Source organism: Akkermansia sp. (assembly GCF_020860705.1).
Classification (GTDB): Bacteria; Verrucomicrobiota; Verrucomicrobiia; order Verrucomicrobiales; family Akkermansiaceae; genus Akkermansia.
In genome coordinates, this window is sequence record NZ_JAJBTT010000036.1 from 117,500 (window position 1) to 141,230 (window position 23,731).

The 23,731-nt window shown below is 56.5% G+C and carries 22 protein-coding genes and 1 pseudogene; 15 read left to right on the top strand and 8 right to left on the bottom strand.

Annotation, left to right across the window (positions count from 1 at the left end; translation table 11 throughout):
* Positions 1–33: 33 nt before the first annotated feature.
* The 5 genes from LIO64_RS08275 (at position 34) to LIO64_RS08295 (ending at position 3,363) form a co-directional block, all read left to right on the top strand.
* A complete protein-coding gene (locus LIO64_RS08275) occupies positions 34–777 on the top strand; it encodes a methyltransferase domain-containing protein (RefSeq protein WP_290548971.1) in 744 nt (247 codons plus the stop codon).
* A 78-nt stretch (positions 778–855) separates the two neighbouring features.
* The gene (locus tag LIO64_RS08280; protein WP_290548972.1) at positions 856–2,241 is read left to right on the top strand and encodes a UTP--glucose-1-phosphate uridylyltransferase; all 1,386 of its coding nucleotides are present in this window, start codon (positions 856–858) and stop codon (positions 2,239–2,241) included.
* Positions 2,228–2,782, top strand: a complete 555-nt coding sequence (locus LIO64_RS08285; protein WP_290548973.1) for a hypothetical protein — start codon at positions 2,228–2,230, stop codon at positions 2,780–2,782. The genes LIO64_RS08280 and LIO64_RS08285 overlap by 14 nt, the downstream gene beginning before the upstream one ends.
* Entirely contained in the window at positions 2,769–3,125 is a 357-nt protein-coding gene (locus LIO64_RS08290) for a peptide chain release factor-like protein (protein WP_290548974.1), read from the top strand. Before LIO64_RS08285 ends, LIO64_RS08290 begins: the two co-directional genes overlap by 14 nt.
* Positions 3,126–3,207: 82 nt before the next feature.
* Positions 3,208–3,363, top strand: coding sequence for a hypothetical protein (locus LIO64_RS08295; RefSeq protein ID WP_290548975.1), 156 nt, complete (start codon positions 3,208–3,210; stop codon positions 3,361–3,363).
* A 279-nt stretch (positions 3,364–3,642) separates the two neighbouring features.
* On the opposite strand, the gene LIO64_RS08300 is transcribed toward LIO64_RS08295, so the two are convergent.
* The 6 genes and pseudogenes from LIO64_RS08300 to coaD all read right to left on the bottom strand — a co-directional run bounded on the left by LIO64_RS08300 (position 3,643) and on the right by coaD (position 8,054).
* Positions 3,643–4,770: a hypothetical protein gene (locus tag LIO64_RS08300; protein WP_290548976.1), complete on the bottom strand. Its 1,128-nt coding sequence runs from the start codon at positions 4,768–4,770 to the stop codon at positions 3,643–3,645.
* A 3-nt stretch (positions 4,771–4,773) separates the two neighbouring features.
* Entirely contained in the window at positions 4,774–5,511 is a 738-nt protein-coding gene (locus LIO64_RS08305) for a hypothetical protein (RefSeq protein WP_290548977.1), read from the bottom strand.
* 49 nt (positions 5,512–5,560) lie between these two features.
* Positions 5,561–5,698, bottom strand: a pseudogene (locus LIO64_RS08310) (IS481 family transposase); the annotation flags it as partial.
* A gap of 271 nt (positions 5,699–5,969) precedes the next feature.
* A complete protein-coding gene (locus LIO64_RS08315; RefSeq protein WP_290548978.1) occupies positions 5,970–7,022 on the bottom strand; it encodes a hypothetical protein in 1,053 nt (350 codons plus the stop codon).
* Between the two features lie 28 nt (positions 7,023–7,050).
* Positions 7,051–7,281 carry a hypothetical protein gene (locus LIO64_RS08320; protein ID WP_290548979.1) on the bottom strand — a complete coding sequence of 77 codons (231 nt, stop codon included), beginning with the start codon at positions 7,279–7,281 and terminating at the stop codon, positions 7,051–7,053.
* Positions 7,282–7,544: 263 nt separating this feature from the next.
* On the bottom strand, positions 7,545–8,054 hold the full coding sequence (coaD, locus tag LIO64_RS08325) for a pantetheine-phosphate adenylyltransferase (protein ID WP_345779581.1): 510 nt from the start codon (positions 8,052–8,054) through the stop codon (positions 7,545–7,547).
* 193 nt (positions 8,055–8,247) lie between these two features.
* Between coaD and LIO64_RS08330 the strand changes: the two genes are divergently transcribed.
* The 3 genes from LIO64_RS08330 (at position 8,248) to LIO64_RS08340 (ending at position 12,343) form a co-directional block, all read left to right on the top strand.
* Positions 8,248–9,852, top strand: a complete 1,605-nt coding sequence (locus LIO64_RS08330) for a DUF4153 domain-containing protein (protein ID WP_290548981.1) — start codon at positions 8,248–8,250, stop codon at positions 9,850–9,852.
* Between the two features lie 87 nt (positions 9,853–9,939).
* Positions 9,940–11,115: a 1-deoxy-D-xylulose-5-phosphate reductoisomerase gene (locus LIO64_RS08335; RefSeq protein ID WP_290548982.1), complete on the top strand. Its 1,176-nt coding sequence runs from the start codon at positions 9,940–9,942 to the stop codon at positions 11,113–11,115.
* A gap of 4 nt (positions 11,116–11,119) precedes the next feature.
* Positions 11,120–12,343, top strand: coding sequence for a DUF418 domain-containing protein (locus LIO64_RS08340; RefSeq protein WP_290548983.1), 1,224 nt, complete (start codon positions 11,120–11,122; stop codon positions 12,341–12,343).
* Positions 12,344–12,573: 230 nt separating this feature from the next.
* On the opposite strand, the gene infC is transcribed toward LIO64_RS08340, so the two are convergent.
* Complete coding sequence (gene infC / locus LIO64_RS08345) at positions 12,574–13,146, bottom strand: translation initiation factor IF-3 (protein WP_290548984.1); 573 nt, start codon at positions 13,144–13,146, stop codon at positions 12,574–12,576.
* Positions 13,147–13,251: 105 nt separating this feature from the next.
* Positions 13,252–15,144: a threonine--tRNA ligase gene (gene thrS / locus LIO64_RS08350; RefSeq protein WP_290548985.1), complete on the bottom strand. Its 1,893-nt coding sequence runs from the start codon at positions 15,142–15,144 to the stop codon at positions 13,252–13,254.
* Between the two features lie 445 nt (positions 15,145–15,589).
* On the opposite strand from thrS, the gene LIO64_RS08355 reads away from it, so the two are divergent.
* The 7 genes from LIO64_RS08355 to LIO64_RS08385 all read left to right on the top strand — a co-directional run bounded on the left by LIO64_RS08355 (position 15,590) and on the right by LIO64_RS08385 (position 23,610).
* Positions 15,590–17,212, top strand: coding sequence for a hypothetical protein (locus LIO64_RS08355; protein WP_290548986.1), 1,623 nt, complete (start codon positions 15,590–15,592; stop codon positions 17,210–17,212).
* Between the two features lie 61 nt (positions 17,213–17,273).
* A complete protein-coding gene (hemB, locus tag LIO64_RS08360; protein WP_343230535.1) occupies positions 17,274–18,266 on the top strand; it encodes a porphobilinogen synthase in 993 nt (330 codons plus the stop codon).
* 57 nt (positions 18,267–18,323) lie between these two features.
* The gene (locus LIO64_RS08365) at positions 18,324–18,695 is read left to right on the top strand and encodes a hypothetical protein (protein ID WP_290548988.1); all 372 of its coding nucleotides are present in this window, start codon (positions 18,324–18,326) and stop codon (positions 18,693–18,695) included.
* A gap of 117 nt (positions 18,696–18,812) precedes the next feature.
* Positions 18,813–19,517 (top strand): response regulator transcription factor, encoded by a 705-nt coding sequence (locus LIO64_RS08370; RefSeq protein WP_290548989.1) that lies wholly within the window; start codon positions 18,813–18,815, stop codon positions 19,515–19,517.
* Between the two features lie 3 nt (positions 19,518–19,520).
* Positions 19,521–21,158 (top strand): HAMP domain-containing sensor histidine kinase, encoded by a 1,638-nt coding sequence (locus LIO64_RS08375; protein ID WP_290548990.1) that lies wholly within the window; start codon positions 19,521–19,523, stop codon positions 21,156–21,158.
* Positions 21,159–21,651: 493 nt separating this feature from the next.
* Complete coding sequence (locus LIO64_RS08380; protein WP_290548991.1) at positions 21,652–22,584, top strand: UDP-glucuronic acid decarboxylase family protein; 933 nt, start codon at positions 21,652–21,654, stop codon at positions 22,582–22,584.
* Between the two features lie 279 nt (positions 22,585–22,863).
* The gene (locus tag LIO64_RS08385; protein WP_290548992.1) at positions 22,864–23,610 is read left to right on the top strand and encodes an acyl-ACP thioesterase domain-containing protein; all 747 of its coding nucleotides are present in this window, start codon (positions 22,864–22,866) and stop codon (positions 23,608–23,610) included.
* Positions 23,611–23,731 lie beyond the last annotated feature (121 nt).

Consider the following 23,731-nt stretch of genomic DNA (forward strand, 5'->3'; position numbering starts at 1 on the left):
GAAAAACCCCTTTTCCCCTATCATGGAGCAGTGATGGACTGGAACGCAGACTTATACGAGAACAAGCATGATTTTGTCGCGGAATACGGCAGGGACCTGCTCTCCCATGTGCCGGAAAACCCCAGCCAGTCCATTCTGGACCTGGGCTGCGGAACCGGCATGCTGACGCATGCCCTGCTGGAAAAATCATCCTCCGTCGTCGGCTTGGATGCTTCCCCGGAAATGATCGGAAAGGCCCGGCAACTCTACCCCGGCATGGACTTCCGCGTGTTGGATGCCTGCCGCATGCCCTGGAACAACTGGTTTGACCTTGTGTTCTCCAATGCCGCCTTCCACTGGATACCGGACCAGAAAAAATTGCTGAAAGCCGTTTTCCGCATCCTGAAACCTCAGGGTAAATTGATCTGCGAATTCGGAGCCCATCACAACATCCTCCGCATCAGGGAGACGTTCCAGGCCAGCCTGGAGCGGATAGGCCTCACCCCCAACACCCGTTTTTACTTCCCCACGGCGGAAGAATACCGCAGCCTGCTGGAGCAGACGGGACTGCATCCGGAACTGGTCCTGGACTTTGACCGCCCCACTCCCTTGAAAGACGGACCGTACGGCCTGCGCAACTGGGTGCGCCAATTTTTCTGTGCCGACCTGAAAAACCTCACGGAAAAAAAGCGTATCCGGATTTTCAAGGAAATGGAAGAGGCCCTGCGGGACGATCTGTGGGACGGCTCCCAATGGGTGGCGGATTACCGCCGCATCCGGGTGATAGCCGTCAAATGAGACACCCCGCTGCACGCTTATGCCGGATACGCTTATAATGCTTGAGCCTCCACCGGGCATTTTGTACAAAAGCCGGCCATGAGTACGTTCACTCTTTTTGAAAAAAAGATGGAGTCGACCGGCATTTCGGCTGCGGCCATCAAAGCTTTCTCCCGTTGTTACGAAGCTCTTGTCTCCAACCACTCCGGCATGATTCCGGAAACGGCTATCCTGCCCGCCGACGAGGTGGCTGACTGGCAGGATATCACGGCTTCCACCCCCGCGGCAGACAAGGACCTGATTTCCCAGTGCGTCTGCATCAAACTCAACGGCGGCCTGGGTACCAGCATGGGCCTTCAGAAGGCAAAAAGCCTACTGAAAGTTAAGGGAGAGGATACGTTCCTGGATTTGATCGTCAGACAGGTAAAGCATCTGCGCTCAATCTCCGGCACGCCCGTTCGCCTTCTGTTGATGAACTCCTTTTCCACCAGCACGGATACGCTGGCATACCTGGAAAAATACGCGGCGGACGGCTTTGCGGACCCCTCCCAGGTAGAACTGATGCAGAACCGCGTTCCCAAAATCCTGGCGGACGGACTGACACCGGCCAGCTGCCCGGAGCAGCCTGAACTGGAATGGTGCCCGCCCGGCCATGGAGACCTGTACCCGGCCCTCCTCGGTTCCGGCTGGCTGGACCGCCTGCTGGCGGACGGCGTCAAGTACGCCTTCGTCTCCAATTCCGATAACCTGGGCGCACAGCTTGACATGAATTTCCTGCGCTGGTTTGCAGAAAGCGGCGCCCCGTTCGTCATGGAAGTCACCCGCCGTACGGAAGCGGACAAGAAAGGCGGCCACCTGGCCGTCAGGAAAGCGGACGGCCAGCTGATTCTGAGGGAAGTAGCCCAGTGCCCGGATGAAGACATTCCCGAATTCCAGAACATCTCCAAGCACCGCTATTTCAATACCAATACCCTTTGGATACGCCTGGACGCCCTTAAAGAAATCCTGGACGCCAACGGCGGAGTCCTTCCCCTGCCCATGATCCGGAACAGCAAGACGCTCAACCCGCGCGATCCGGAATCAGCCCTGGTGTACCAGCTGGAAACGGCCATGGGCGCCGGCATTGAATGCTTCCCGGGCGCCAGGGCCGTGAATGTGCCGCGTTCCCGCTTCTTCCCCGTCAAAACCACTTCCGACCTGCTTTTGCTCCGTTCGAACGCCATCGTGGCGGATGAAAACGGGAAAGTCGCCCTGGCGCCGGAACGGCAGGGAAACACCCCCGTCGTGGACCTGGATCCCAAGCTGTACAAACTGGTGGATTCCCTGGATACCCTTGGCCTGCCTTCCCTGATCGGCCTGGACAAGCTGACCCTGCGCGGCCGCTTCCACTTCCAGGACGGAGCCGTTCTCCAGGGTACGCTGCTGATGGAAAACGGAACAGAAGAAACTAGGGAAATCCTCCCGGGCATCTATGCCGGAGCCTGACCTCCATTCTCCCGCCGCCCCATCCACTCCGGTCCAGGCAGGGCTGGGCGTGGATGACATACGGCACATCCCCGTGCGGGAAAGGGAACTGCGTTTCACCCGCAACCGCTCGGGAGCCATCCTGATGGCGGCGGGATTCCTGCTGATCACCATTGCCCTCTTCCTTCAGATCACGGGTTACGATACAATCACTCCGTACCTGCCCACCCCTTTGTGGCTCATGGAGGCCACAGCCCTTGTTCCGGCCGTTATCTGCTTCTCCGCGGGAAGCCGCTGCCTGAAACACGCCGCCGTCATCGTGACCCCCCTGGGCGTGGAAACGCTGCCCTTCCTGCGGGCTCGCCGGAACATGCAATGGTATCCCTGGCAGCAGATACGTTCTGCAGAGAGGAAAGACGGGCTCCTGAACCTTCATCTGACCGACAGCTCAACCGTCTCCATCAGCCTGCGCCCCATGACGGCCGCCAGCCGGGGCATGCTGGTTCATGCCGTCCAAAAACGAGTTAACGTCCTACAATGCTCCGGTTATGGTAAGGCCTGAAAAACTGGCCGCTCTCAAGGAGCGGATGGAAGCCCTGGGCATTCGTGAACAGGATCTGGAGGAAAGCTTTGTCCGCGGCAGCGGGCACGGCGGCCAGAAGGTGAATAAAACCAACAACTGCGTTTACCTCAAACACCTCCCTACGGGAATCGCCGTCAAATGCCACGTGGACAGATCCCGTGAACTCAACCGTTTTCTGGCGCGGAGGGAACTGTGCGACGCCGTGGAACAGGTGCAAACGGGGCAATGCGCCGCACGAGCCCGCGTCATCCAGCGCATGCGCAGGCAAAAGGACAGAAGAAGGCTCCGGCGGTCCAGCCCTCCCAACTCTTCTCCGGAATAAATGGAAAATCACCACTCCCGCCTACATCTCCGCAGAAGACGTACTGGCCAAACTCCAAAAAATCACCCTCAAGCAAGAAACCATGGAACTCGCCTGTAAGGACTCAGACGCGGGCAGCGTCGTCTGGGCCTGCCAGTCCACCCTTGCCAGACGTTATGACATGTCCAAGTCCAACATGTGCCGCCTCCTGCTCGGCGGCGTCTCCAGTAAAAATCCTTACCTCTCTGGAAAAATCTAGTCTTTCGTCTTTAGTAACCGCTTAAAACCGCCCAAGTTGCCCACACCTCTATCAGACATTCGCAATCTGAAACTCGGCCTGATGTTTGATGAGGCGGCCACTATCGGGCACACCGTCGCTCCCCTCCCTGCGGTTAAAAAATATTTGTTCGACAACGTAAAAAACTGATGGAAGAACTGAAAAGGGAGGATAGTTACCCCCCCCGTCCCGCCACACGGTAGGAATAAACCCTCCGTCATACAAAATATGACAATCCACTTGGGCTCCACTCAGAAGATACTATTGATTCCCTTGCGGGTTGCCGCCTTGAGAAGCCCTCTCCTTGAGAGTTTGATCATATGTTTGCTGAATAGTGGTTTTCAAATCAAGGTACATGTCCAACTCGACAAATTCCCCGGACATGCTTGATTTCAGTTTGTCACTTCCGAAATACTGTGACGCCTGGATGTGTTTCCCTTTTTCATTGAAGAATTGCGCACCCAGATTAAGAAAAGCTGGCCCCCATGTGCTTTGGACATAAACCGTATCTTCAGCCGACAGATGGCTTCGATTAAGCATCTTGACCGTAAAACGAAGGGTATCGAAAAGGGCGGCAAGTTCGTCTTCATGGGCGCTTGCCGTCTGTGGGTCGATGATCCGGGAGGCCAGGATATTCATACGCTCAAGAGTACGCTGTACCTTGTCCATCAACTCGCGGGCCTTGGGTTGGTCGCAAAAGGCGGCCATCACGCGGGCCTCTTCATTCCCCAGTTCGGCCGATTTTTCGAACAGCTTCCGGGCTTCCTTTCTATCCCGGGCTTTGTGCAAGACAAAGAACCCTTGAAGCAAATAGGGATAGCTCTTGTCCTGAAAAGAGTCCACATACTCCTGTTTGAATACGTCATCGGGCTTAAATTTGAATACGTTGCCGCTATCATCTTTATAGGGGAAAAGAATAATCATTTTTACTTTAACCGTATTGATAAAATCTTTGCTTAGAAATTGCTTCTCCCCCAGCTTATCCAAAACGTCGGAACAAGACTCAAGAGCCGAACTCATTTTCATTCGCGCATTTTGGATGGCTTTTTGATTTTCTACCACAGTAGTGGCAAATCGCACATCTTCCTCCATCTGGGTAATGAATGCGCCGATATACTCCACATTGCGCTCAAAGTATATGGAGATTTTTTCTTCCTCGTCCCTGTTTGTTACAGGAGCGGAGATGGAATTTAATATTCCTTTCAATTCGCTTAAATCTGAGCAGACCCATCTACAGTATAGATCTATGTATTGTAGATTGGGAACGGCTGTATCATTCCGTTGTTCGGAAGAGGCGCCCGCCTGGTCATGTTGTGTGGCTATAGAATTTTCGGCTCCATAAACTCCCAGGCAACACGCCGCCATGATGAATAGTTTTGATAAGATCATGTATTAAATCTCCCGTGTAATTCCTATTTTCGCCTCGATTTCGAATTTGATCTTTCTGAAATCTAAACCCGATATACCAGTTGATTCTTCACATGATATAGTGCCGACTCCTATTTTACAATCAATAAGTTTTGCATTAGCCTTAACTGAATAACCAAATTTATCAACAGCTCCAAATTTTGCTTTTAATTTATTCTGAGGCGTGAATAAGTTTTTTTGCACACCAACGCTCACAACATCGGAAACTGTTACTCCTATCTGTTTATTGGCGACCTCGCATAGAGGAATGTTGAGTGTCGTAGAAAGGGAAAACGATTTATTGGAGGAAATCTTCGCGCCATTGAGAATGTGCAGTAACATGGCGGATGGAGCGGAAACTTTGCCCTGCAACAAGTTCTCCGCCGGATCTTGTCTCTGCAATGACTGCATAGAGGGGCCATACTGAGTGACGGGAACATAATCGTACCAGGTCTGTATTCCGTCCACTTCCTGCGTCATGCGGACACGGCCACGGGCATGGGGATTTTCCGCATCGGCCTGCCATGTCTCCGTGACTTCCAGTCTCGTCATGCCGTTGGCCGTACTGCGCTTCTCTACCCGTTTGACGTGGTTTTCCACATGGTAGGAGTAAACTTCCTTGCAGTGCAGGTGCGAAATACCGACGGCATCCACCATATAAAAGGCTATCTGAGCAGGTTCGCCGCTCCAGGCGCTGCCGTCGTCAAGGTATGTTGTTTCCACGAGCTGGGAGGTACCTCCCGCCCATGGCGTTGATCACTCTTACCTCTTGGCGTTTGCGCCATTTTGCTACTGTTTTGGGGTTGATTCCATAATGGGCTGCCAGTGTTCTTAAGCTCTCTTGACTATGTTGTATTGCTCGTCGGGTTGCCTCTATCATTCGGGCGCTTCCGTGTAGTATTTGTCCCATAGATTCTATTGTTCCTGTTTGTCTGGTTTTGTGCCATTATATCATGGGACTATTCACCTAACCTCTCCTTTCCTCCGTCCAAAAAGACCTTGTTCTCAACTACATTAAAAAGATACAAGAGGAACCGAAAAGGTAAGACGATTAACAATCGTTCTGGTGGGAAAATAACAGGGATTTCTCACATCACAAAAAAATCAGAGAGGTTTTCCCGCCCTCTGGTCTATTATTCATTTTGATTTCCGAGCTATAGATAATTTCCGTTTTTTGAGAATCACTTTTTCTGATTAAGAAATTGATTGTAAATTCCCTGAATGATTGTTCCTATGTCAAAATACATGTCCAGTGCGACGGCTTTCCCGGTTGTATTTGATTTCAGTTCGTCGCTTCCGAAATACTGCGCTGCCCGAATGCGTTTCCATTCGTTGAAAAATTGTGCCATCAATTTGCTGTAGGCAGGAACCCATGTGCTTTGCGCATAAACCGTATCTTCAGGCGACAGATGGCTTCGATTAAGTTGCTTGACTGTGAAACAAAGGGAATCAAAAAGGGTAACAAATTCACGTTCATGAGCTATTGCTGTTTGTTGATCAATGATTTGAGGAACAAGGATATTTATCCGATCAAGGGTATTCTGTACTTTGTCCAGCAGATCACGGACTTTGGGCTGGTCACAAAGAGCAGCCATCACACGAGCTTCTTCATTCCCAAGCTTACATGATTTTTCAAACAGCTCCCGGGCTTCCTTTCTATCCCGAGTTCTGTGCAAAGCAAAGAATCCTTGAAGCAAATAGGGATAGCTTTTGTCCTGAAAGGAGTCCACAAAATCTTGTTTGAATATGTCCTCGGGCTTTAATTTATCGTCAGCGTCACATACATATGGGGAAAGAGTAATCATTTTCATTTTGACTGCTTTGATAAAATCATTGCTTAGAAATTGCTTCTCTCTCAACTTCTCCAATACATTGGTACATGATTTTATCGCCGAACCCATTTCTATGTACGCATTTTGAATGTCTGCCACATTAGCGGCAAACCGCACGTCTTCTTTCATCTGGGTAATAAATGCGTCGATGTTCTTCACATTACGCTCAAAGTATAGGGAGATTTTTTCTTCTTCGTCCCTGTTCGTTACAGGAGCTAAAATGGAATTTAATACCCCCTCCAATTCATCCAAATCTTTGCAAATCAATCGACTATATATATCTATATATTGAAGATTGGGAACGACTGACTCATTCCGTTGTTCAGAAGAGGTATTCGCCTGCTCATGCTGCTGGGCGGCGGAATTTTCGGTTCCGTAAACACACATACAGTATGCCGCCATGATGAATAATTTTGATAAGATCATATAGTTAAAAATTGTATTTGAATTGAGCTCTTACTTCTCCTCCTACTTTTATATTCCTGAAATCGGAACCGGAAACTGTTGCCGATCCTTCGCACGATACAGTGACGTCTCCTACGTTAAAATCGATAAGCCTGACATTAGCCTTAACTAAATAACCAAATTTATCAACAGCTCCAAATGTTGCATTCCAATTATTCTGAGGCATTAATGAGTTTTTTTGTGCACCGATGCTCATAACATCGGAAACTGTTACTCCTATCTGTTTATTGGCGACATTGGAACCGACTATGTCGACCTTGTTTCCGGCGCCTGTTTCCCCGAAATGGAAGCCAATGTTGTTTACCTGGATCGGGATGAAAAAATCTCACTCCTTCGTAAAGGAACTTCCAGCCGGTTGCCTTGATGAAAGCATCCAGCCGGGAGCGAAGGCCTCAGGCCTTCGCAAATGAATTTCTTCCGAAGTGAAACGGAGGAATACTTTTTAAATCACAACCGTCCCTAGAAACGCGGGAAAATCTCCTTGTACTTCTCCTTCAGCATGGCGAACACATTGTGGGGGACATAGCGGCTCACCTGGCTTTCCCAGCCTTCCGGCCCAATCAGTCCCTTGATCATGCTGGAGGATAGCTCCGCCGTATCCCGCGGAGGCATCAGGAATACCGTGCAGACCTTGGGAGCCATGTCCGCATTAATGTGGCGCATCACGCGTTCATATTCATAGTCCTGGGTGGAGCGGATGCCGCGCAGCATGAAAGAAGCCTCATGTTCCTTGGCAAAATCCACCAGGAAACGGTTGTGGAACTCGGCGATGCGGACGTCCGGCATATCGGAAAGCGCCACCCGGAGCATGGTCATGCGTTCCTCATGGGAGAACGTGTAGTGCTTGTCCGGATTGTCGCCTATGGCTACAATCAGCTCATCAAACATCCTCGCCCCCTGCCTGATCATCCATAAGTGACCATTGGTCAGAGGGTCAAAACTACCGGCATACACGGCGATGCGCTTCATTCGTGTCATGCTATACGCCCTCCTGCGGAAAATACAATCCTTTTCCATGCGGCTCCTCCATCTTCACCGCCCATCCCACCCCTTTTCTCCGCATCCCCGCTTGACACTCCTGCGATAACCGCTAAATAGAAATGAACAGCGCCGCACTTTTCCTGTAAGGCCAACTGTTCCGCAACTACTACATTCTTCTCCCATGCCAGAACCTTCTTCTCCCTTTCCGGAACGCCCCTTCCTTCCGCCTTCATTCATCAGCATTATCCGCAGTGATCCGCGTCCGGCTCTTCCTCCTTCCTGGTGGAGGCACGGGAACATTCCCCTGCTTGCCCTGATTGCCAGCGGCCTGGCTGCAGATTTCATCTTCGGTACGCTGGAGGGCCTTGGCATCGGAACCGCCCTGGGCATCCTGCTGTACACGGCGGCCTTTCTGGCCCTGAGAACGGACCTCAGCCGGAAGGAACAGGCGTTCCTCATCTTCATGGCCCTGCTGAACGCAGCGGCAACCGCCGTCAACCTGTCTCCCTGCACCCACTTCAACCTGCTCATCGGCATGCTCCTCCCCGTCGCCATCACCTTCCTGCCGCGGAAGAAGGGCAACAACTTCGACCCTGCCAAACGGTACGTCTCCTGGTGGGGATACAAATTCTTCCATCTGAACCAGGCAAAGGAGGCGGCGGGAAAAGCCGCGGGGAAAATTCCGCTTGCAGGCAGCGTCATCATCGGAGTGGTTCTATTTTTTGTCTTCCTTTCCATTTTTGCCGATGGAAACCCCGTAGTCGCTGCCGTCAGGTCAGCCATGTACACATGGTTCCGGCAGTACTGTTCATGGCTGGTTCCGGATTTGGGAACCGTGGCAGACATCCTCTTATGGTGCCTGGGTGCCCTGGCATTCGGCATTGCGACAAAACCGCGGCCCTGCTTCTCCTTCCCGGAAAAGTACCCCGTGCATCCGAGTCGCCCGTGGCTGCCGTCCCTGCCCGCCATTTCCCTGCTCTTCATCAACCTGGCCTTTCTGGTGAACAACGGCACGGACGTGGCTTTTTTATGGCGAGGGAGCGTGCCGGACGGCATTTCCCAGACCGCATACCTGCACGAGGGAGCGGACTCCATCATGCTGGCGGCGTTTCTTTCCGCCCTTGTGCTGCTGGTCCTGTTCCGACCGGAAGGTTCCATCCGGTCGTCAAAAACCGGAGCCGTCCTGGGCTTTATCCTGGCGGCGCAGACAGGCCTGCTGGCCGCCAGCGTGGGCATGAGGCTGTATTACCAGATACAGGATTTCGGCTTTTCCCCCACCCGGGTCACGGCCGGCATCTATCTGCTGATGGGAGCCTGTTTCCTGTATCTCCTTTTCCGCTACATGGCCAGCAGCGGGAACTGGCTGCGCTACGGAAAGAACTGCGGCGCCCTCGCCCTTGTCGTCATGGCTCTGGCCGGCTTCCGCAGCCCGTCCCAGCTGAGCGGAGACCTGAACCTGATGACGATGGACGGACATGAGGACTGGTATTTCAGCGATGGCGACCTGCCGCGTTTTGAACTACCGTACAATCTTCCCTTCGCCATGGCCGTCTACCTCCGGCTGGGAGGAGATACGGAGGAGGGCGCTAATGTTTACGCCATGATCCGGGAAACTCTCAACTCCGGGCGGCGCATCTGGAACTGGAGGTCATTCAACCTGCAAAAATGGAACAGGGACCGGCAGAGACAACGGTTCCAGCAGCTTCCCATACCCACGACACAGGCCACCTACGGAACGAATGCATGGATGCCTTCCTCCCGGCCAACCGGAATGAGGTCGCGCTGATAGGGGGGGCAAACTTTCCGGAACGCGGAAGATTTTCATCCCCCGGCTTGTCAAGGGTCCGTATTTTTTGCATCATTCTTTTCCGTTATGCAGAAACGACGCGTCGTCATCCTGGGTTCCACGGGTTCCATCGGAACCAGCGCCCTGAAAGTCGCCCGGGACATTCCGGACAGAATGGAAATCGTGGGGCTGGCCGCCGGAACCAGTGCAGACGCTCTGGCGCTCCAGGCGCGGGAATTCAACGTCCGCAACCTATGCATTTTTGATCCGTCCAAAGCGGACGAACTGGCACGCGCCCTTCCCGGCGCCCAGGTAGAAACGGGAGAAGAAGGCTTGTGCCGCCTGGCGCAGCTTCCGGAGGCGGACATGGTGCTGATCTCCATCGTGGGAACCGCCGGCCTCAGACCCGCCTTCGCCGCCATTGAAGCAGGCAAGGACCTGGCCATCGCCAGCAAGGAAATTCTGGTCATGGCCGGCCAGATCGTCATGGAAAAAGCGCGCAGGGCCGGCGTGCGCGTACTGCCGGTGGACAGCGAGCACAATGCCATTTTCCAGTGCCTGAACGGCAACCACGGAGGGCCGGAGGCCGTCTCCCGCCTGATTCTGACGGCGTCCGGCGGCCCCTTCCGCACCTGGAAAAAGGAGGACCTGGAACACGTCACACTGGAACAGGCCCTCAAGCACCCCACCTGGAGCATGGGCAGGAAGATCACCATTGACTCCGCCACCCTGTTCAACAAGGGGCTGGAAATGATTGAGGCCCGCTGGCTGTTCGACGTTCCCATGGAGAAGGTGGACGTCATCGTCCACCCGCAGAGCATCGTGCATTCCATGGTGGAATACCAGGACGGCACCGTGCTGGCCCAGATGAGCAGCTCCGACATGTGCTTCCCCATCCAGTACGCCGTCACGTGGCCGGACCGCGTTCCCAATTCCCTCAAACAGCTCAATTTTGCGGAAATCGGCCGGCTGGTGTTTGAGGCTCCCCGCCCGGACGCCTTCCCTGCGCTGGACCTGGCACGCAGGGCCGGAGCAAGCAGCAGCACCATGGCCGCCGTGTATAACGCCGCCAATGAAGTGGCGGTGGACGCCTTCATCCACGGCAGGCTTCCCTTCCCCGGCATCTGGAAACTGGTGGAAGCCGTCATGAACGACCATTCCCCGGAAGATCCCTGCGGGGAGCTGGCCCCCATCCTGAAAGCGGACCAATGGGCCAGGCAGCGTGCGGCGGAATTGATACCGTCCCTTTCCCGCCCTTCCTGACGCCATGACCGCCCGGACCTCCGCCGGAACGCCTCCCCAGGCGGCGCGCATCACCATCCTGGACATCCTCCGGGCGCTCGCTCTGCTGGGCATCGTCATCGTCCACGCGCACGACCATTTCAACCTGTACCTTCCCGTTCATCCGGCGGAAGGATGGCAGGCCGCTGCCAACAGCATGGCGGACTGGGCCTATGAATACCTTTTTGTCAGCAAATCCTTTCTTCTCTTCTCCTTCCTGTTCGGCCTGAGCTTCTTCATCCAGCTGGACAGGCAGGAACAGAAGGGCATCGACTTCCGGAAACGCTTCATGTGGCGGCTGGTGCTGCTGTTTCTGCTGGGGCTGGCGCACACCCTTTTTTATGACGGCGACATCCTCACCATTTTCGGCGTCCTGGGCTTTGCCCTGGTAGCCCTGTACAAGCGCAGCACGACTCTCCTGGTCATCCTCTGCCTGTTGTGCCTGATGCAGCCCATCGCCTTCATGGACACGCTGTCCCGCGCCGGAATGGCGGACCTATGGCCGCATTCCTCCGGCTGGTTCCAACCGGCTTCCCCGGCGGCTGGCCCTTCGCGGGAATTCCTGTATGAACACGGGAGCTGGGGTGAAGCGGCCCTCTGGAACCTGACGCAGGGACAGACCGGCAAATGGCAGTTCCTCCTGCTCAGCGGCCGCCTCTGGCAGACCCTGGGACTCTTCATCCTGGGCATGCTCGCCGGAAGATGGAAGGTCTTCATGGATGCCGTCAACAAGCGCCGCCTGTTCCTGACCCTGCTGGGAATCTCCGGAACCCTTTTCCTGGCGCTTCTGGGCACGCGCCTGATCCTCCCCTCCCGGCCGGATTCCCTCTTGGGAACAGATATGCGGCACCTCCTGCACCAATGGGAAAACCTCACTTACACCGCGGCCTTCGTTTCCGCCGCCGTCCTGCTGTTCACCCATCCCGGACTGCCGCTGCCTTCCAGACTGCTCAGCAGCACCGGTAAATGCACGCTGACGTGCTATGTCTCCCAAACGCTGGTGTTCACTTTCCTGTTCTTCGGGTGGGGTCTGGGCCTGGCGCAGGACATGGGGCCGTGGGCATGCCTGTGTGCGGCCATTGCTGTCTTCCTTCTTCAGGCCTGGGCATGCCGCCTGTGGCTGAGCCATTTCCTGTACGGCCCCCTGGAATGGCTGTGGCGCACCGCCACCATGTGCAGGATGCAGCCGTTCCGCAAACGCACGCCGTAACTACCGCCTCCCATGGGAGCGCCGCAAAAACTTGCAACACTCCCTGAAAGCCTTCTTTTTCAAACGCGGAGTGATCCGGGAGATCATCAATGCAGGTGGCGCCGCCTCAGCAATTCCGGGAAAATTTCTTGGAGGAACAACAGGCAACAGACATGAAAAATCATGCCGGAACAAAAAAGGCTTTCCACCCGGAAGGATGGAAAGCCTGAAAAAGGAGAAGGAAAGGCGCTTTATTCGTCGTCTTCCGCATCAAAGGCGGAATCTTCCGAATCAAAGTCCGCATCCAGGTGGGCGGTGAATTTCTTCACGCGCTGCTGGGCGGGAAGCGGAGAAAGCACCATGTGCATGGTATTGCCGGCCAGACGGGGAGCCTGGTCCACCTGCGCCATGGTCTTCATGTCCGCAATGACCTTGTTGAAGACGTCATAGCCAAGTTCCTGGTGAGCGTTCTCGCGACCGCGGAAGCGGAGCTGGAAACGGACCTTATGGCCGTGGTCCAGAAAGCTTTCCGTGCGGGCCATCTTTACGTTGTAGTCGTTCGTGTCCGTACCGATGCGGAGCTTGATTTCCTTAAGCTTGATCGTGCGACTCTTGTTGTTTTTCTGGAGCTTGGACTGCTGGTACTTGTACCGTCCATAGTCCACCACGCGGCACACGGGCGGATCGGCATTGCCCGCCACTTCCACCAGGTCCAGGCCCAGGGCCTTGGCCTTTTCCAGCGCGTCGCGCGTGTTCATTACCCCGAGCTGGTCGCCGTTGGCGGTCACCACGCGCACGCGGGGGGCGCGGATGCGTTCATTCACACGGGTTTGATCACCGCGCTCACGGCGGCGATTACCATCATTATTCTTCGTTGGCTTGATTGGCACGTCCGGATACTACTAAACTAAATAAAATAACTTGGCAACTCAAATCATGGGGGAAATATGACGTTCGGCAATTTCCCTGGCCACGATGTCAGCGAACTGTTCAAAGGGCATGGCCCCCAGGTCTCCCTTGTCCCTGTGGCGGACGGAAACGGTGCCTTCCTCCGCCTCCCGCTGGCCGAGCACCAGCATGTAGGGAACGCGGTCCAAGCGGGCGTTGCGGATTTTGGCGCCGATCTTGTCCGGCGTTTCATCCACCGTCACGCGCACGCCCCTGTCAGCCAGGGCGGCGCGATGCGCCGCGGCCACCTCCATCACCTTCTCGGAGATGGGAAGCACGCGCACCTGTTCCGGAGAAAGCCAAGTGGGGAATTTTCCTTCAAAATGCTCAATCAACAGGCCTGTGAAGCGTTCCATGGACCCGAACGGAGCGCGGTGCACCATGACGGGGCGGTGCGGCTTGTTGTCCGCTCCGGTATAATGGAGATCAAAGCGTTCCGGCAGGTTGTAGTCCACCTGCACGGTGCCCAGCTGCCATTCACGGCCGATGGCGTCGCGCACGATGAAGTCGATCTTGGGGCCGTAGAAGGCGGCTTCCCCGGCTTCCTCGCTGTAATCCGCGCCCAGCCATTCTGCGGCTTCCCGCAGGGCCTGTTCCGCCTTGTCCCAATTCTCCGGGGATCCCACGTACTTGTCGCTCTCCGGGTCGCGCATGGAAAGGCGCACACGGTAGTCCGTCATGCCCAGCGTGCCGAAGATGGTTTTCACGATGCCCAGGCACTGGCGGATTTCCCCGGCCAGCTGGTCAGGCGTGCAGAAAATGTGGGCGTCATCCTGCGTGAAGCCGCGCACGCGCGTCATGCCGCCCAGCTCCCCGCTCTGCTCCCAGCGGTACACCGTGCCGAACTCCGCCAGCCGCACGGGAAGATCCCGGTAGGAATGGGCGTCATTCGCGTAAATCTTGATGTGGTGCGGGCAATTCATCGGCTTGAGCATGTAGCCCTCAATGGTGCCGGTAGCCAGTCCGTTGAACAATTCCGCGCAGGAAGCCCCTTCCTGGCTGAGTTTTTCCATGGCGTCCCGTTCCGGAATGGGCGCGTACTGGCTTTCCTGGTAATACGGGAAGTGGCCGGAGGTGCGGTACAGGTCCAGCTTGCCGATGTTGGGCGTATACACCTGGGAATAGCCCAGCTTGTCCAGCTCCTGCGTAATGAAATCCTGAAGGGAGCGGCGGATGAGGGCGCCCTTGGGCTTCCAGAGAATCAGGCCCTGGCCCACGGCCTCGTCAATGCAGAACAGGCCCAGTTCGCGGCCCAGCTTGCGGTGGTCGCGGCGGCGCGCTTCCTCCAGCCGTTCCAAGTGTTCGTCAAGCTGCGTCCGGTTCGGGAAGCAGGTGCCGTAAATGCGCTGGAGCATGGGGCGGTTCTTGTCCCCCTTGTAGAAGGCGCTCGCCACGCTCATGATTTTGAACGCCTTGCAGTTGCCCGTGCGCCCCACGTGGGGGCCGGCGCACAGATCCGTAAAATCTCCGTTGCGGTACAGGGAAATCTCCTCGTCCTCCGGAATGTCGTTCAGCAGGTCGATCTTGAAGCGGGAAGGTTCACTGCGGGGCCCCAGGGCGCCCAATTCCCCGGATTCAGCCATCTTCATGGCCTCCGCACGGGAAATGACTTCCTTCTGGAAGGTCTGGTTTTCCTTCACCACTTTCTTCATCTCCTCCTCAATGCGTTCAAAATCCTCTGTGCTGATGCGGTGGTCCAGCTCCACGTCGTAATAAAAACCGTTATCCACGGCAGGACCGCCGGCCAGCTGGGCATCCGGCCAGATGCGGCAAATGGCCGTCGCCAGAACGTGCGCGCAAGAGTGGCGCAACCGTTCCAGATCAGACATCTGATGGCGTTCTTCAAGAGTCTTTCTTTCCTTGTGTTCGGACATACGCGCATTAGTTAACCTCCCTTAGGCACTGTTGGCAAATGCAAAAACCCCCCTTTTCCAAAAATTCAAGGCATAGTAGCTGCGGGAAAGGCAGGGAAAGCGCCGTGGACGGAACATGGGGAACGGAATTCCCCTTTTTCCTTGTCTCATCCGGCGTCCCGGTATAACAAGCCCATTAATGATAGATACCCTTGCCCGCATCCTTGGAACCCTGTTCCTTCTTCTGTCCGCCTATGTCATCCTGGTGCAATGGTATGCCATCATCGCCAGACTGCTGACGCGCCCGGAACGTAGGAAAAGCTTCTCTATCCTCTCGTCCGTCTTTTCCGATGCGGCAAATCCTCCTCGGACCAACCTTCGGAAACCGCCCGCCAAAACGGCGGCGATGCTCCCAACGAATGATTTACACCCGTGCCCGTCTATGCCATAGTAACGGTCAGCGGTTATGAAAATCCTCCCCCTCTCCCTTCTCTGCCTCTGCCTGCCCTGCGGACTCTCCCAGGGCGACCAGCCGCCTGCCGATGCTCCCGTCCGTTTCCAGATCAACATGGAACAGCCTGCGGCAAACAAGGCTCCGGAACCCGGCCCCATTCCGGACCAGAGCACTCCGTTCAACGCGGCCAAACTGCTGCTCCGCGCCTTGCAGGAAAAGACGGACTGGAAAAATGAACCGTACAAGTCCCTGCCCGCCACCTCCCCCTTTGTAGGCCAGCTCAAGCTGAAAAGCATTCTTTCCCGCATGATGGCGGTTGAGGCGTATGTAACCGGGGCCGCACCGGAACGGCCGCCTTTTGTGGATGAAGCCTCCATCATCACCCAGGGAGACCTGGCAATGGCCTATATCATGCTGCCGGACAGGACAAACCCGTATATTTACGCGGCCACCGCCGTAGCGCTGGTGAAAAAGGGAGACCAGTGGAAGGCTTCTCTGACCCCCGGAAGTTTTGACAACACCTTTCTTCCCTTTGACGACCAGATACGGGAGGAAGCAAAAAAAATATCCACGGAGGCCAAGAAAAAAATCTTTGGCCTGGCCCATCAATACTCCGTAGCCGCCGTCAAAGGCGCCCTGGAAAAAATCAAGCGGTTCCGCCTGGAAGCCGTGAAGGGGAAATCGGATGATGAAATCAAAAAACTGCTTATCCGGACGGTGAAGGAGGATGACCCGGCCCGCATTGCCGCCCTGCTCGTTTCTCCCTACTACATGGAATCCGCCATCACTCAGAGCGCCCGGCTCACCCCCGTGGTCAAGGCCATGCGCCTTCAGGACAGGAATGAGGAAAACCGCTACATCCAGCCCACCAACCTCAGCTTCATGACCTTTCCGAACACCATCCTGGTTCCTCTCCGCCCCCATCCGGACGATCAGCTGGACCCGAACAAAAGGGATGAAGACCAGGAGGAGAACACCAACAAGAACAATGCGAAGAAGAAAGACAAGGACATCCACAGCATTGCGACCATGACCATCCTGCCGCCGCGCATGAGTATGCCGGACCTGGATAAGCCTGCTCTCATTTACCGCTACGCGCTGGAAAAAATCAAGGACCCCACGGATGGATTCCCCGTCTTCAAAATGTACCTCACGGATGCATTCACTTCATGGAACCTGAAAGCGGATGAATCCACCACGGCCCGCATCATTGCGGACTTCCACCGGACCTATCCTCCGCTGGCCTATGCCACGCCGGAAGAAGCCGTAACGGCCGCCGGGCGAGCCCTGGCAAACCGGGACAGCCTGGCCATGATACGCATGCTGGCTCCGGCCAAATTCGCCTCTGTAAAGGAATTTGAAGATGCTCTTTCCCAGCTGAAGACCGTTTTGACCAGGATTCCCGTTCCGCGTACGGAGGGGAAGGAAAAAAGCGCTCCCACCGTCATGGCGGCGTACGTTCCCGTCACCAGGGACGGCAGCCCCGCCATCAAGGCCACCATCGGCGTGCGGACGGCTTCCATGGACAAATTCATCCCCGGCAACCTGTACTTTACAAAGACGGACAGCGGATGGATGCTCACCGGAGCCGATAAAGAGCAGCCGCTGGAACTGACGGAACCCAAGAAATCCTGAAACGCACCGCCGCAACGCTCCCGGTCCGTGCCCACAAAACCTTTTCCATTACCACACCATGATGAATCTACCGATACGGCCGCGCCGCAACAGAAAATCCGCCAACATCCGGGGCCTTGTCCGGGAAACATCCCTCTCCCCGGAACACCTCATTTACCCGGTTTTCGTCCATGAAGGATCCGGCAACCAGCCCATTTCCTCCCTGCCGGGATGCACGCGCTGGAGCGTCAAGGGGCTGGTAGAGGAAGCCAAGCGGCTGATGGACCTGGGCATCCGCACGCTGGACCTTTTCCCCGCCATTCCGGATGGGAAGAAAACCCCGGACGCCTGTGAAGCCTGCAACCCTGACGGCCTCATCCCGCGCACCATTTACGCACTCAAGAGTGAAGTTCCCGGCATCACCGTCATGACGGACGTAGCGCTGGATCCCTACAATTCAGACGGTCACGACGGCCTAGTGGAATTCCGTTCCGACGGCACGATGGAAATCCTCAATGACGATTCCGTGGAGGTTCTCTGCCGCCAGGCGTTATGCCACGCGGACGCCGGGGCGGACATCGTCTCCCCCAGCGACATGATGGACGGCCGCGTGGCCGCCATCCGCGCCACACTGGATTCGGAGGCTCTGGATGACGTCTCCATCATGGCTTATACCGCCAAATACGCCAGCGCGCTGTACGGCCCCTTCCGGGGAGCCCTGGAAAGCGCGCCGAAGGAGGGGGACAAAAAAACATACCAGATGGATCCCGGCAACATCCGCGAGGCCTTGAGGGAAGCGCAGCTGGATGAAGCGGAAGGGGCGGACATCCTGATGGTGAAACCCGCCACGCTGTACCTGGACGTCATGGCCGCCATGCGGAAGCACGTCACGCTGCCCATAGCCGCCTACCATGTCAGCGGAGAATACCTGATGATTAAATCCGCCGTGGCCTCCGGCTGGCTGGATGAACGGGAAACCGTTCTGGAGACTCTAACTTCCATCAGGCGCGCCGGGGCGGACATGATCCTTACGTATTACGCCCCCCAGGCGGCCGAATGGCTTAAACAACGCTGACGCCGCACGTCTTCCGTCCAGGAAGCGGACGTGCGGCCCAAGGCTACAACTCTCCGCATGTCCACTTCCACGAAAATCTTTGTCGGCGTCGTGATCGTCGTCGTCATGGCGCTCACTTCCTTCTGGGGCGTATACGCCCCCACCTTTTCGGAAGCCTACGTACTGCCCGTCCAGATGACGGCGGCGGACGGAACCCCGCTGGGGAACTTCCAGTGCCGCCCGGTGGCTGCGGAAAACGGGAAGACGCTCCTGGTCTTCCGGGATACGGACCTCCTGCGCCAGACCACGGGAAACATGGTTCATTCAAAAATCATCCTCACGTACAAGGGGTCGCCGTTCTTTGAAGGCATCGTTCCCGGTCCCATGGAGGCCATAGAAATTCCCGCCGGAAGCCTGCCTGCCCCGTTCCGGCCCCTGCCGCAGAACTGAGGCGGCATCCTCCGGAAAACTTCCGGCCCTCAGCCGTCCCGTTATGGCATTGTTACTGAAAGGGCGCAGGTTTCTCTATACAAAAGGGGAAACATTGTGGTTTTATAGAATCAAACGATGAGTGATTCAGCATATACCATTCTGATTGCAGAGGATGACGACAGCATCAGGCATGCCCTGACGGAAGTGCTGGCAGCCTCCGGCTATGAGGTGCTGGCGGTGGAAGAAGGCCTGGCCGCCATCCGCGCCGTACGGGAACGCAACTTTGACCTCGCCCTGCTGGACGTGGCCATGCCGGGAGCGGACGGATTCCAGGTGCTCCAGGTCATGTCTGCGGAGCGTCCCGGCACCCCTGTCATCATGCTCACGGCGCGCGGGGAGGAGGAAGACCGCGTGCAGGGGCTCAAGCTGGGAGCGGACGACTACATCGTCAAGCCGTTCAGCATCCGTGAACTGCTTGCCCGCATTGAAGCCGTGCTGCGCAGGTCCCCGGAACGGCCGCGCCAGCTCCGGGAAATCAGCATCCCCGGCGCCACCCTGGACAACGTCAACCGCCTGCTGACCTTTGAAGACGGCAGGGAAACCTCCTTGACCGCACGGGAATTTGAATTCCTCACGTACATGGCCACCCACCCCAACCGCGTTATCACGCGGGACGAACTGCTCCGCCGCGTGTGGGACGTGGACCCGCGGCTGACGGATACGCGCTCCGTGGAAATGACCGTCATGCGCCTGCGCGACAAGCTGGGCTCCACCGCCGCCTCTCCCCTGGAAACGCTCAGAAGCCAGGGCTACCGCTGGAATTCATCCTTTGTCTCCTGATCCGTGAACCGGCGCATACGTATCATTCTGCTGGCAACCAGCCTGCTGCTGGTCGTCGGCACGCTCGGATGGCTCACTCACGTCCTGCTCGTGCAGGCGGAGGAAACGGGCCATTCCGAGCAGCGCATCAGGGTGGAAGCCCTGGCCCATGAAGCCAAGCTGGAAATAGACCGCCTGCTGACCTCCTTCATCACCTTTGAACAGGCCCGCGGCTACTTTGAATACCAGCCCTGGTACGCCTACAAGCGTCCCTATGACCAGCGCATGGGCGTTCCGGAGGCCAGCGAGGCCTCCCGGGATTCCAACCTCGCCTCCTACCTGCCGGACTATGTCACGGCCTATCTTCAGATTTCTCCTTCCGGCCGCGTCACCGGCCCCGCGCTGGACCCGCAGCTTGCCAGACGGCTCAATGAACAGAAAAACCTGTACGAACGGCTGAACGACAAGGTATCCGCCCTGACGTCCGTACCGTCCAGCGGCAACCTCTGGACAGACATCCGGAATGAAATCCTGCATGAAGCTCCCGAGCCGGAGCCCACGAAGGCAGGAATTCCCGCCCAGGTGGAAACCGTCACCTCCTTCGTTCCCGTGGAAGACGGGGGGAACTTTTACATCCTGCGCCAGGTGCACACCAGCCGGGGAGTGTACCTGCAGGGAGCCCTGATGAACATGGACAACCTGAACAAGCGCCTTCCCGCCCAGGTGACGCAGCTGCTGCCCCATAGCCGCGTGGCCACCTTTGACCCCTCCGCTCCGCCGCAGGAAGAGGCCCGGCAGACGGGCACGCTCCCCTTTGCGAACGCCCCGCTGGTTTTTCTGCCGGGGGACACCGGAGCCGTTCCCCTTCAGGACCACAAGAAAATGCTGACGTGGACGCTTACGCTCATCTGGAGCATGGTGCTGCTGGGCGCGGCAGGAGTCATCTGGCTCATGCTGGGGACTTTCCGCCTGGAACAGCGCCGCGGGGACTTCGTCTCCGCCGTCACCCATGAACTCAGAACGCCCCTCACTTCCTTTTCCCTGTACACGGAAATGCTGGAAGATGGCATGGTGCCTGAACAAAAAAAACCGGAATACTATGCCAACATGCAGCGGGAATGCCGCCGCCTGGAACACCTGATTGACAACGTGCTGGCATACTCCAAACTCCAGCGGAACGCCATCCGGCGCACGCGGGACACGCTTACCTGCCAGGAACTCTTTGAACCTATTGCGGAAAAAATAGAACGTCGGCTCCGGGAGGCGGGCATCAGCTTCTCCTTTGCACTGGCCCAACCCATCCGTATCCTGCCCATTCATACGGACGCCGTATCCGTGGAACAGATCATGGACAACCTGACTTCCAACGCCATCAAATACGCCAAGGGGGAAAACGCAAAAGTCCAGCTCACCGTTCATGCGGACCGCCACAACATTGTCATCCGTTTCCGGGACAACGGTCCGGGCATCTCTCCCAAAAACCGCAAGATGGTCTTCAAACCCTTCCAGCGCACGAAAGACGCCACCAACAGCCGGAAACCCGGCGTAGGGCTGGGGCTGGCTCTGGCAAAAGACACGGCCCGTTCCCTGGGGGGAGACCTGAAACTGGAATTCGGCACCCTGGGGGGCGCCAGCTTCCTGCTGACGATTCCCAAATCCTGACCTTTTTCCAGAAAGCCCCCCTGGGAATGAAGGCCTCCCGGCCTTCATCATTGAACCATCCATGAATGAAGGTTTGATTCGTTCATCCTTCAGATTCGCTCACCCTGCGGGCTTCAAGCTTGCGCTTTCCGTTCAACCGGGCTTACCCGGTTTCCCGGCCTTCATCGCCGGAACCAAGCCGGGGGAAACAATAGGCTGTTACAAGGGCCGGGAGGCCCTTGTTCCCAAGGGGCGGCCAGCAGAAAACGCGGGCAACAGGCAGCTTCACACGGTTTGGAGAAAAAGCTGCCCTGGGAATGAAGGCCTCCCGGCCTTCATCATTAGGCCCCCCGCGTAAAGGAAAATCCCATTCACCATGCTATGCTCTTGCCTTCCTGTGACGGATATGTGACATTGAACCGCAACGCACGGCGGGACGAAATGTTCCCGTTCCAGGCGGGAATATCCGCGCCTTTCCGGCACGGCGGAGCGCAAAACGCATGGACATGCTATCATGAGTAAAAGGATTTTGATCACCGGAGGCGCCGGCTTCATCGGCTCCCACCTCAGCGAACGGCTGCTGAAAGAAGGCCATGAAGTCATCTGCATGGACAACTTTTTCACAGGCAGCAAGCAAAACCTTCTACACCTGATGGACCATCCCGGATTTGAAGTGATCCGCCATGACGTCACCGTTCCCTGCGTGATGGAAGTGGATGAAATTTACAATCTGGCCTGCCCGGCTTCCCCTCCCCACTACCAGTTTGACCCCATCCACACGATGAAAACCTCCGTGCTGGGCGCCATGAACATGCTGGGTCTCGCCAAACGATGCAAGGCCAGAATCCTTCAGGCTTCCACCAGCGAGGTATACGGAGATCCCATGGTCCATCCCCAGACGGAAACCTACTGGGGCAACGTCAATCCCATAGGCGTGCGCTCCTGCTATGACGAAGGCAAAAGATGCGCGGAAACCCTGTTCATGGACTACCACCGAATGAAAGGGGTGGACATCCGCATCATCCGCATCTTCAACACCTACGGCCCGCGCATGAACCCGAACGACGGACGCGTGGTATCCAACTTCATCGTCCAGGCGCTGAAGGGGGAGGACATCACCATTTACGGAACGGGCCAGCAGACCCGCAGTTTCCAGTACGTGGACGACCTGGTGGAAGGCATGATCCGCATGATGGATACGGAAGGCTTTTCAGGCCCTGTGAACCTGGGCAATCCCGTGGAATTCACCATGCTGGAACTGGCGGAAAAAGTCATTGAAATGACAGGCTCCTCTTCCAAAACGGTTTTCCGTCCCCTGCCGCTGGACGACCCGGCCCAGCGCAAGCCCGACATCCGGCTGGCGGGAGAAAAATTGGGATGGAAGCCCGGCATCCCGCTGGAAAAAGGCCTTGAAAAAACCATCGCCTACTTCCGGAGCATCCTGTAGATCGCGCCGCAGGCTTCTGCGGCAGCCGGAATACAGCGCGAGCTCAGCGAACACGTTTTATCTCAAGCCGGCATCCCCCCGGATGCAGGTTGAGACAGCGGGTACACAGGCATGCGGCGCTCTTCCATGGAACTCCGAAAACGCCAAGGCCTTTTTCATTGAAATAAACGGTGAAGGTCACGCAGTTACCCGCCCTGCCTGCAAACTCTGCGAATACCCATCCCCTCATTACCTGTTTTTGTCTGGTCCCGGAAAACGGTTCGGCTAAAATGAACCGTTATGAAACATGTCGACTCCCAGGGGATCTACTCCACTCAAGCCACCGTCCGCAGTTATGAAAGCGGAGCGAACGGTCTCATGAAACCGGAAACCGTTCTGCACTGGTTCCAGGAAATAGCGGAAGCCCATGCCTCCGCCCTGGGCTTCGGCTACGACTTTGTGATGTCCCGCGGACTGGCCTGGGTGGAAGTCCGCCTGGATGCCGCCATCAGCCGCCTCCCCGGGTGGAAGGAAACGGTGGAACTCCGCACCTGGACCGCACAGGAAACGCCGTTGCTGGCACGCCGCAATCTGGAAATAAGGGACGCCGGGGGAAACGGCATCATGACGGCCAGCTGCCTGTGGGCGATCATCGACGTGCGCCGCAGGCGCCCGGTGCCCTTGAACAGGCATATTGATTCTTTCCCGGACACGCCGTGTGAGGAAACAGTGGCTCCCGTTTCCATGGACGTTTCAGGCCTTCAGCCGGAAGTCCGGGAATGGATGGCGGAACGCCGTGATACGGACTTCAACCGCCACATCAATAATGCAGCCTACCTGCTCTGGGCTCTGGAATCACTGCCGGATTCCTGGGAGGAAGAACACGAACTGACGGGAATGCACCTGCATTTTAAAAAGGAAACCCACGCGGGAGAGTCCATGAAATCCCTGCTGTTCCGCCAGTACCCCCTCACGTGCCACCACCTCATGCAGGGAGACGAAGTGAGGGCGGAAGCAGTACTGGAATGGAGTGCGGTTAATAGTTAAGAGTTAAGAGAGAAAAGTTAAGAGTGGAGTTGCTATTAACTATTCCCTATTAACTAAAAAAGAGGGCCGCTCCGGCTCTTGTCCGGAACGGCCCTGGAAGTCCGGAGAGTGAAAAGTATCT